Annotated in this window: 10 protein-coding genes; 8 read left to right on the plus strand and 2 right to left on the minus strand. The window is 72.7% G+C overall.

Annotation, left to right across the window (positions count from 1 at the left end; genetic code table 11):
- Positions 1-153: 153 nt before the first annotated feature.
- A complete protein-coding gene (locus tag AC5WRL_RS20755; RefSeq protein ID WP_496090123.1) occupies positions 154-609 on the minus strand; it encodes a metallopeptidase family protein in 456 nt (151 codons plus the stop codon).
- A 153-nt stretch (positions 610-762) separates the two neighbouring features.
- Between AC5WRL_RS20755 and AC5WRL_RS20760 the strand changes: the two genes are divergently transcribed.
- From AC5WRL_RS20760 to AC5WRL_RS20790, 7 genes are all read left to right on the plus strand, one after another.
- Positions 763-1,200: a DUF3499 domain-containing protein gene (locus AC5WRL_RS20760; protein ID WP_496090124.1), complete on the plus strand. Its 438-nt coding sequence runs from the start codon at positions 763-765 to the stop codon at positions 1,198-1,200.
- A 42-nt stretch (positions 1,201-1,242) separates the two neighbouring features.
- A complete protein-coding gene (locus tag AC5WRL_RS20765) occupies positions 1,243-2,613 on the plus strand; it encodes a phosphomannomutase/phosphoglucomutase (protein ID WP_496090125.1) in 1,371 nt (456 codons plus the stop codon).
- 116 nt (positions 2,614-2,729) lie between these two features.
- The gene (locus AC5WRL_RS20770; RefSeq protein WP_496090126.1) at positions 2,730-2,912 is read left to right on the plus strand and encodes a Trm112 family protein; all 183 of its coding nucleotides are present in this window, start codon (positions 2,730-2,732) and stop codon (positions 2,910-2,912) included.
- The gene (locus AC5WRL_RS20775) at positions 2,909-4,057 is read left to right on the plus strand and encodes an SIS domain-containing protein (RefSeq protein WP_496090127.1); all 1,149 of its coding nucleotides are present in this window, start codon (positions 2,909-2,911) and stop codon (positions 4,055-4,057) included. The genes AC5WRL_RS20770 and AC5WRL_RS20775 overlap by 4 nt, the downstream gene beginning before the upstream one ends.
- Before the next feature lie 6 nt (positions 4,058-4,063).
- Positions 4,064-5,254 (plus strand): mannose-6-phosphate isomerase, class I, encoded by a 1,191-nt coding sequence (manA, locus tag AC5WRL_RS20780; protein ID WP_496090128.1) that lies wholly within the window; start codon positions 4,064-4,066, stop codon positions 5,252-5,254.
- Between the two features lie 213 nt (positions 5,255-5,467).
- Positions 5,468-6,886, plus strand: coding sequence for an adenosylhomocysteinase (gene ahcY, locus AC5WRL_RS20785; protein ID WP_496090129.1), 1,419 nt, complete (start codon positions 5,468-5,470; stop codon positions 6,884-6,886).
- Positions 6,887-6,930: 44 nt separating this feature from the next.
- A complete protein-coding gene (locus tag AC5WRL_RS20790; RefSeq protein ID WP_496090130.1) occupies positions 6,931-7,563 on the plus strand; it encodes a hypothetical protein in 633 nt (210 codons plus the stop codon).
- Here the strand turns inward: AC5WRL_RS20790 and AC5WRL_RS20795 are convergent.
- Complete coding sequence (locus AC5WRL_RS20795) at positions 7,547-8,398, minus strand: RDD family protein (RefSeq protein WP_496090131.1); 852 nt, start codon at positions 8,396-8,398, stop codon at positions 7,547-7,549. The two genes, AC5WRL_RS20790 and AC5WRL_RS20795, sit on opposite strands and share 17 nt — an antisense overlap.
- Positions 8,399-8,436: 38 nt before the next feature.
- On the opposite strand from AC5WRL_RS20795, the gene AC5WRL_RS20800 reads away from it, so the two are divergent.
- Complete coding sequence (locus AC5WRL_RS20800) at positions 8,437-9,444, plus strand: stage II sporulation protein M (protein ID WP_496090132.1); 1,008 nt, start codon at positions 8,437-8,439, stop codon at positions 9,442-9,444.
- Positions 9,445-9,665: the final 221 nt, after the last annotated feature.

Here is a 9,665-nt window from a genome sequence, read left to right on the forward strand (position 1 = left end):
TGAACAGGGAGCAGGTGGCTCCCGGGCCGGTGGCCGACTACATGATCCATCGCACCTATGTCGTCGTGGTCGTGCTGTCCGCGCTGGACGAGCCGCTGATCACCGACGACTGACGGCGGGGGCGAGGGCGGGGGCGGAACGCGAGCCCGCCGGTCATTCCTGGCCGTATTTGGGGTCCACCGACTCCGGGGAGAGGCCCAGGAGTTCGGCGGCCTGCTCCACGACCACCTCGTGGACGAGGTGGGCCCGCTCCTCGCGGTCGCGGCTGCGGAGCTCCACCGGGCGGCGGTAGACCACGACGAGGTCCCGGCCGCCCGGGGTCTTCGACCGGATCACCCCGCCCAGCGGCACCGTGACCTCGTCCCCGCCCGGCGGCAGCGGCGGCACCTCCCGCACCCCGAAGTCCACCCCGCCCAGCTGCGGCAGCCGTCGCCGCAGCCGGTCGGCGGACTCGTGCACCAGCGAGTCGAAGGTGTCGGAGCGGGTGAGAGCGAGCGGCACCTGAGGCGGTGCGACCGGGCCGCGCATGCCGCGGCCGTGCCGGTCCCTGCGCCGCGGGCGGCGGTCGGCGGGACCTGGCGGACCTGGGGGGACGCTGCGATTGTCCATCGCATCCGACCTTAGAGGACGATGGACGGCTGTACCGGTTCGATACCGGTTCCCCCAGCGTTTCCGTCCATCATCGGGCACAAACCGTACGTCCTGGAACGAATCCGGTCGCAAAACGGCCACCCCCCAGCGACACGGCAGGCTGACCCCGGGGTGAGTCGTCGCGGCCCGCTCAGGAGTGCGGTACGGTCCAACATCGTGAGCCCCGTACGTCGCTGTTCGCGCACCGCGTGCGGCCGTCCCGCCGTGGCGACGCTGACGTATGTCTACGCGGACTCCACGGCCGTCCTCGGTCCCCTCGCCACCTATGCCGAGCCGCACTGCTATGACCTGTGCGCCGAGCACTCCGAGCGGCTGACCGCGCCCCGTGGCTGGGAAGTGGTCCGGCTCGCCATCGACACCTCCGCGCCCCGGCACAGCGGTGACGACCTCGAAGCGCTCGCCGACGCCGTACGGGAGGCCGCCCGTACCCCACCGCCGTCCTCCGAGGACCTCACCGAACCGGCCGGTCAGCCGGTCCGGGACGCCACGAGCGCCATGGAAGTCGCCCGTCGCGGCCATCTGCGGATTCTCCGCTCGCCCGACCAGTAGGCGCACCAACACACACACGGACAAACCGACAAGGGGTGGACTGTGCCCGCACCGGACCTGTCACAGCTCGTCAAGGCGTACGACGTACGCGGAGTGGTCCCCGACCAGTGGGACGAGCACCTCGCCGAACTCTTCGGCGCCGCCTTCGTCGAGATCGCCCTCGGCGACAGCGACGGCATCGTCATCGGCCACGACATGCGGCCCTCCTCGCCGGGGCTGGCCCGCGCCTTCGCGCGCGGCGCCGCCGGCCGGGGCGCCAACGTGACCGAGATCGGCCTGTGTTCGACCGACCAGCTGTACTACGCGAGCGGCGCGCTCGACCTGCCGGGCGCCATGTTCACCGCCAGCCACAACCCCGCCCGGTACAACGGCATCAAGATGTGCCGCGCCGGGGCCAAGCCGGTCGGGCAGGACAGCGGACTCGCCGAGATCCGCGCCCTGGTCGAGCGGTGGGCGGACACCGGGGCCCCCGCCGCCACCGCCACCCCCGGCACCATCACCGGGCGCGACCTGCTGGAGGACTACGCAGGCCACCTGCGCGGCCTCGTCGACCTCACCACCATCCGCCCGCTCAAGGTCGTCATCGACGCCGGCAACGGCATGGGCGGCCACACCGCCCCCACCGTCTTCGCCGGACTGCCCATCGACGTCGACCCGATGTACTTCGAACTCGACGGCACCTTCCCGAACCACGAGGCCAACCCGCTCGACCCGGCCAACATCGTGGACCTCCAGGCCCGCGTCCGGGAGACCGGCGCCGACGTCGGCCTCGCCTTCGACGGCGACGCCGACCGCTGCTTCGTCGTCGACGAACGCGGCGAGCCCGTACCCCCGTCCGCCATCACCGCCCTCGTCGCGGCCCGCGAACTCGCCAAGGCACCCGGCTCCGCCGTCATCCACAACCTCATCACCTCCTGGTCGGTGGCCGAGGTCGTCAAGGAGAACGGCGGCACCCCCGTACGCACCCGGGTCGGCCACTCGTTCATCAAGGGCGAAATGGCCCGCACCGGCGCCATCTTCGGCGGCGAACACTCCGCCCACTACTACTTCCGCGACTTCTGGAACGCCGACACCGGGATGCTCGCCGCACTGCACGTGCTGGCCGCCCTCGGCGGGCAGCACGGCCCCCTGTCGCAACTGGTCGCCGCCTACGACCGCTATCCCGCGTCCGGCGAGATCAACACCGAGGTCGCCGACCAGGCCGGCCGCACCGCCGCCGTCCGTGCCGCTTACGAGAACCGCCCCGACACCGAACTCGACACCCTGGACGGCCTGACCGTCACCACCCCCGACTGGTGGTTCAACCTCCGCCCCTCCAACACCGAGCCACTGCTGCGGCTCAACGTGGAAGCCAAGGACCAGGACACCGTCACCCGCATCCGCGACGAGGTCCTGACCCTCATCACCGCCTGACCGAAGGACCGCCTCCCGACCCCCGCCCCGTGCGGCAAGTGGCCCCGTGGGGCGGGGGCGGCGGCGGTAGGGTGAGGCACCGAACCGCCCGCACCATTCCCGGAGGGACGCCGCCCATGCCGCTCGTCGAAGCCGCGCTGCTGGAGATCCTCGCCTGCCCCGTCTGTCACGCCCCGCTCCGCGAGGACGAGCCCGGCAGCGAACTGATCTGCACCGACGACGGCTGCGGCCTCGCCTACCCCGTGCGGGACGGCGTTCCCGTCCTCTTGGAGGACGAGGCCCGCAGGCCCTCCCGGTGATCGACGAAACCCTCCTGGAGGACCCCGACCGGCTGCTGCGCGCCGACCCCCGCGGCCTGCTGCGCGGCGCCGCCGCCGCCGGGGCGCACGTACGCACCGCCGCCCGCGCCGCCGCCGAGGCCGGCATCGACACGCTGCGCCCCGAGGGCCGCCCCGGCACCGTCCTCCTCGCCGGCACCGGCCCCGAAACGCCGCTCGCCGCCGACCTGCTGACCGCGCTCGCCGAGGGCTACGCACCCGTCACCGTGCTGCCCGCCACCGGCGCCCTCGCCGCACCCGGCGCGCTCCAGTGGCCGCTGCCGCGCTGGGCCGGCCCCATGGACCTGCTGCTCATCACCTCCGCCGAGGGCACCGAACCCGGACTCACCCTCCTCATCGAGGCCGCCTACCGGCGCGGCTGCTCCATCGTCTCCGTCGCCCCCGCCGGCAGCCCGGTCGCCGAGACCACCACCCACCGCCGCAACCTCACCGTGCCGCTCACCCGGCCCGCCCACCTGGAGCCCGCCGCCCACCCGGCCGCACCCGGCCCGTACTGGGCACTGCTCACCCCGCTGCTGCTGCTCGGCGACCGGCTCGGCCTGTACGAGGGCACCGGACCCGACGCCGTGGCCGCCCTCGCCGACCGGCTCGACGCCCTCGCCGAACGCTGCGGCCCCACCGCCCGCACCCACGGCAACCCGGCCAAGACCCTGGCCGCCGAATGCGCCGCAGCCCTGCCACTGCTGTGGAGCGAGGGCCCGCTCGCCGGCGCCGCCGCCCGGCACGCCGCCGCCACCCTCACCGCACTGGCCGGCACCGCCGCCCTGCCCGCCGCGCTGCCCGGCGCCCTCGCCGCGCACGGCGCCCTGCTCACCGCCACCTCCCGCACCGCCGAGGACGACTTCTTCCGCGACCGCGTCGAGGAACCGGAAGCCCCCCGCCCCCGGGTGTTCCTGCTGCGCGACGGCACCCCCGCCGACGCCCCGATCGGCGCCGTGGCCGCCGCCCGCGACCTCACCCACGAACACGGCATCGCGCTGGGCGAACTCACCCCCGCCGAGGACGCCGAACGGACCGGCGGACCCCTGGCCGCCCTCGCCGACCTTCTCGTCCCCCTGGATTTCGCCGCCGTTTACCTCACGCTCGCCTCGGGCCCGGGATCATAGGGGCCCATGGACAGCCTCGACAATCCGATCCGCCCCTACGCCTGGGGATCGCTCACCGCCATCCCCGCACTGCTCGGCACCGAGCCCACCGGAACCCCCCAGGCCGAACTGTGGATGGGCGCCCACCCCGGCGCCCCCTCCCGCCTGGGGCGCGGCGGCGCGGGACCCGTCACCCTCGCCGAGACCATCAGCGCCGACCCCGAGGCCGAACTCGGCCCGCGCGCCCTCGCCGCCTTCGGCCCCCGGCTGCCGTTCCTCCTCAAGATCCTCGCCGCCGGCTCCCCGCTCTCCCTCCAGGTCCACCCCACCCGCGCCCAGGCCCAGACCGGCTTCGCCGACGAACAGGCCCGCCAGGTCCCGCTCCACGCCCCGCACCGCAACTACAAGGACGCCAACCACAAGCCCGAACTCATCTGCGCCCTCACCCCCTTCGACGGCCTGTGCGGCTTCCGCCCCGCCGAGGAGGCCGCCACCCTCCTGGAGGGCCTGGGCATCGACGAGCTGAAGCCGTACGCGCTCACCCTGCGCACCCAGCCGGCCACCCACGCCCTGCGCGAAGTCCTCACCGCCATCCTCGGCGCCGACCGCGCCACCCTCGCCGGCACCGTCGACCGCGCCGCCCAGGCCGCCGAACGGCTCGGCGGCCCGTACACCCCGTACGCCGGCCTCGCCCGGCACTATCCCGGCGACCCCGGCGTCCTCGCCGCCATGCTGCTCAACCACGTCACCCTGGAGCCCGGCGAAGCCCTCTACCTCGGCGCAGGCGTCCCGCACGCCTACCTCAGCGGCCTCGGCGTCGAGATCATGGCCAACTCCGACAACGTGCTGCGCTGCGGACTCACCCCCAAGCACATCGACATCCCCGAACTGCTGCGCGTCGTCCGCTTCGAACCCACCGAAGCCGCCGTGCTGCGCCCGCGAACGGACGTCGGAGCCGACGGCGAGGAGGTGTACGCGACGCCCATCGACGAGTTCCGGCTCTCCCGGTACGTGCTCGGCGCGGACGGCGCCGCCCGTACGATCCCGGCCGGCGGGCCGCAGATCCTGCTCTGCACGGCCGGTACCGTCACCCTGCGCGGTGACGGTGAAGGCGGCGAACTGACCCTGGCCCGCGGCCGTTCCGCCTACGTCCCCGCGGCCGAAACCGTCACGATCACCGGCCCCGGCACCCTCTTCCGTGCCACCGTGGCCTTGTGAACGCACCGCCCCCGGCGTGTAGATTTGGGCCCGGAGTAGGAGTAGACGTCGCTGCTGATGGCAGTCGGGCGGCCAGCAGGCCCGGCCCGGCCGAGGGGTAAGAAGGCCCTCCGACGGATGCGAAGCCCGGGCCCGCGCATGCCACGAGCGACGCGCGATCGGCCCGGCACTGCATTCTGTCCGTCAGCCAACCCTCCCAGGAGGAGCAGCAGCATGTCCCAGGACTTCAAGGTCGCCGACCTCTCCCTGGCCGCCTTCGGCCGCAAGGAGATCACCCTCGCCGAGCACGAGATGCCCGGCCTGATGGCGATCCGCGAAGAGTACGCCGCCGCCCAGCCGCTGGCCGGCGCCCGCATCACCGGCTCCCTGCACATGACCGTGCAGACCGCCGTGCTCATCGAGACCCTGGTCGCGCTCGGCGCCCGCGTCCGCTGGGCCTCCTGCAACATCTTCTCCACCCAGGACCACGCCGCCGCCGCCATCGCCGAGGCCGGCATCCCCGTCTTCGCCTGGAAGGGCGAAACGCTCGAAGAGTACTGGTGGTGCACCGAGCAGGCCCTCACCTGGGCCGACACCCCCACCGGCGGCCCCAACATGATCCTCGACGACGGCGGCGACGCCACCGTCCTCGTCCACAAGGGCGTCGAGTACGAGAAGGCCGGCGCCGTACCCGACCCGGCCACTGCCGCGGAGAGCGAGGAGCACCGGGTGATCCTCGAACTCCTCACCCGCACCCTCGCCGAGACCCCGCAGAAGTGGACCAACGCCTCGGCGGAGATCCAGGGCGTCACCGAGGAGACCACCACCGGCGTACACCGGCTGTACGAGATGTTCCGGAACGGCAGCCTGCTCTTCCCGGCCATCAACGTGAACGACTCCGTCACCAAGTCGAAGTTCGACAACAAGTACGGCTGCCGGCACTCCCTCATCGACGGCATCAACCGCGCCACCGACGTCCTCATCGGCGGCAAGGTCGCCGTCGTCTGCGGCTACGGCGACGTCGGCAAGGGCTGCGCCGAGTCGCTGCGCGGCCAGGGCGCCCGCGTCATCGTCACCGAGATCGACCCGATCTGCGCGCTCCAGGCCGCCATGGACGGCTACCAGGTGGCGCGGCTCGACGACGTGGTGGAGACCGCCGACATCTTCGTCACCACCACCGGCAACCGCGACGTCATCACGGCGAGCCAGCTGGAGCGGATGAAGCACCAGGCGATCGTCGGCAACATCGGCCACTTCGACAACGAGCTGGACATGGCCGGCCTCGCCAAGATCCCGGGCGTGGTGCGCGAGGAGGTGAAGCCCCAGGTGCACACCTGGACCTTCGCCGACGGGCACACCATCATCGTGCTCTCCGAGGGCCGGCTGCTGAACCTGGGCAACGCCACCGGGCACCCCTCGTTCGTGATGTCCAACAGCTTCGCCAACCAGACGATCGCCCAGATCGAGCTGTTCACGAAGCCCGATGAGTACCCGGTGGGTGTCTACACCCTGCCCAAGCACCTGGACGAGAAGGTCGCCCGGCTGCACCTGGACGCCCTGGGCGTGCGCCTCACCGAACTGACCCAGGAGCAGGCCGACTACATCGGCGTCCCGGTCGAGGGCCCGTACAAGTCGGACCACTACCGCTACTGATCCCGCGCCCGGCCGCGTGGCCCGGGGGCCGTACCCTGGCCCCCATGCCACGCGGCCGGTACAGCCTTCACGACCCCTACGACGGAACGCCGCTGGGAGACGAGCGCTTCCAGTGCGCGCCCGGCCCGCACGGCTGGCGCTATGTCTCCCGCACCACCGCGCCGGACGGCGGCCCGGCCGGCTCGGTGGACCTCACCCTGGACGACCTCGGACGCCCGCTGCGGCTCGAACTCCACGCCGGCGACTGGCAGGTGCGTGGTGCCGCGCTGTCCGGGGTGACGTGGGTGCGTACCGACCCCACCGGCGAGCACGCCCAGGAGGGCAACGCCCGGGCGCACGGCTTCGCCGGCCGCTCCCCGGCGTATCTGGTGGCCATCGCCCAGCTGCTGCGGGCGGGCGAGCCGCCGGGTCCTGGCGGCACCCGGGTCCGGCTGGTGGAGTTCACCGATCCGGTGCTGGCGCCCCGTACCCGGGACGAGACCTGGACGCCGCTCGGCGGCGAGACCCACGAGGCGGACGGCGGCGGCGTGCTCACCGTCCACGCCTACCGGATCGACGACCAGGAGACGGGCGAGCGGCACACCGTCCATCTGGCGGGCGATGTGGTCCTGTCCGGACCCGGCATCGAGCTGGAGGAGCTGGACTCCCCGCCCTCGCAGCTCAGGAGGGCGGGGTGAGCCCGGTGGGGGGCGGAATCACGGCCGGGGTCGGTGGCACGTACGGCTGCACGTACGGCGGCGTGTGCTGCGGTACGTACGCGGCGGGGCGGCCGAAGACCCGCTCGCTGTCCCGGCGCCGCCGCTCGGCGGCCACCGCCGACAGATAGCCGGCCGGATGGACCCCGGGCGGCATGGGTGACCCCACCCGGGCGGCCATATCGCCCGCCAGCCGCTGCCCCATGGACCAGGCCGCGTGCTGCTCCATCCTGGCCATCCGGGTCAGGTACTGCCGCACCGCGAGCCACAGCCCGTCCGGGACCTGGGAGAGATCGAGCTGGGTGAACCGCCCGGCCAGCTCGGGCGGTGGCGGGGGCAGCGGTACGGTGCGGCGGCCGGGCAGCCGCTCGCGCACCACCAGGGTGCCGGCGAACACATCCCCGAGCCGGCGTCCCTGGGGGGAGACGAGCGAGGCGATCAGGGCGACGGCGCCGCCGGTCAGCAGGATCTCGACGAAGCCGATCACCCCGCGGACGAGCGCGTGCCGGAACCGCACCGGGCCGCCGTCCATCCGCACCACGCGCAGCCCCAGCACCAGCTTGCCCAGCGAGCGTCCCTGGGTGAGGGTTTCGACGGCGATCGGCACCCCGACGAGGATCATGATGAGCAGCGCGACCTGCACCGCTTGCGCGGTGGCTTCGCCGAGCGGGACGACGGCGCTGAGGAGCAGCAGGCTGAGCAGCAGATAGCCGGTGACGATGACGGCGCCGTCGATGGCGATCGCCATCGCCCGAGTCGGCACCCGCGCGGGCTGGAGCCCGAGCACCACCGCGTCACCCGTGACGAGTTGACTCATCTGCCCAGTCTCGCATTGTCATCTGGGAAGCTTTCCGTATGGATCTCGATGTCTTCATGGCCGCGCACGGGGCGGAGTGGGACCGACTGGATGTGCTGCTGCGGCGGCGCCGGCGGCTCAGTGGGGCGGAGACGGACGAGCTGGTGGTGTTGTACCAGCGGACATCGACGCAGCTGTCGCAGATTCAGTCCTCCTCGCCCGATCCGGTGCTGATCAACCGGCTGACCACGCTGGTGGCGCGGGCGCGGGCGAAGGTGGTGGGGACCCGGAAGGCGACCTGGCGGGACGCGGCGCACTTCTTCGCCGCCGGGTTCCCGGCGGCGCTGTACCGGACCCGGCGGTGGTGGGTGCCGGTGGCGGTGCTGTTCACGGTGGCGGTGGCGGGCATGGGGTGGTGGATCGCGGCGACGCCCGAGGTGCAGTCGTCGCTGGCGGCGCCGGAGGCGCTGCGGGAGATGACCCGGCCCGGGGGGCAGTACGAGACGTACTACTCCAGCAGTCCGGCGGCGGCGTTCTCGGCGCAGGTGTGGACGAACAACGCTCAGGTGGCCGGGATGTCGCTGGCCTTCGGGGCGCTGCTGGGGATTCCCGTGCTGTGGGTGCTCCTCCAGAACGCGGTGAACCTGGCCATCGGGGTCGGGCTCATGGCGTCGGCCGACCGGCTCGATGTCTTTCTGGGGCTGATCCTGCCGCACGGCCTGCTGGAGCTGACGGCGGTGTTCGTGGCGGCCGGGGTGGGGCTGCGGCTGGGCTGGACGGTACTGGACCCGGGACCGCGCACCCGGCTGACGGCGCTGGCGGAGGAGGGCCGGGCCGCCATCGGTATGGCGCTGGGGCTGGCGGTGGTGCTGTTGATCTCCGGGCTGATCGAGGGCTTCGTGACCCCGTCCGGGCTGCCGACGTGGGCGCGGATCGCGATCGGGGTGGCGGCGGAGCTGGCGTTCCTCGCGTATGTGTTCGTGCTCGGGAAGCGGGCGGTGGCGGCCGGCGAGACGGGCGACATGGCGGCGGCGGACCGTCCGGCGGAGGTCCCGGTCGCGGCCTGATCAGTGGATTTGACGGTGGGGTGGTGGATGCGTAATGTTCTCCGAGCTGTCCACCCCCCGGGGTTTTGGACGGCACCATCTCGCCGTAAGGGATCACGTGATCACCGATGCGGCACTCACTCGAAAGAGAACGAACCCGCGAGGGCCTTATTTGGCTTGCCCAAATACGGTACTCGGGCCCGGATTTGAAATCCGGCGGGGAAATCCTCTAAAGTGGTGGG

The sequence above is a fragment of the Streptomyces sp. NTD107 genome (assembly GCF_059510435.1).

Bases quoted from the DNA above. Each gene is read 5' to 3' on its own strand.
- AC5WRL_RS20755 (WP_496090123.1), bottom strand. From the start codon at position 609: ATGGACAATCGCAGCGTCCCCCCAGGTCCGCCAGGTCCCGCCGACCGC.
- AC5WRL_RS20770 (WP_496090126.1), top strand. From the start codon at position 2,730: ATGCCGCTCGTCGAAGCCGCGCTGCTGGAGATCCTCGCCTGCCCCGTC.
- manA (WP_496090128.1), top strand. From the start codon at position 4,064: ATGGACAGCCTCGACAATCCGATCCGCCCCTACGCCTGGGGATCGCTC.
- ahcY (WP_496090129.1), top strand. From the start codon at position 5,468: ATGTCCCAGGACTTCAAGGTCGCCGACCTCTCCCTGGCCGCCTTCGGC.
- AC5WRL_RS20790 (WP_496090130.1), top strand. From the start codon at position 6,931: ATGCCACGCGGCCGGTACAGCCTTCACGACCCCTACGACGGAACGCCG.
- AC5WRL_RS20795 (WP_496090131.1), bottom strand. From the start codon at position 8,398: ATGAGTCAACTCGTCACGGGTGACGCGGTGGTGCTCGGGCTCCAGCCC.
- AC5WRL_RS20800 (WP_496090132.1), top strand. From the start codon at position 8,437: ATGGATCTCGATGTCTTCATGGCCGCGCACGGGGCGGAGTGGGACCGA.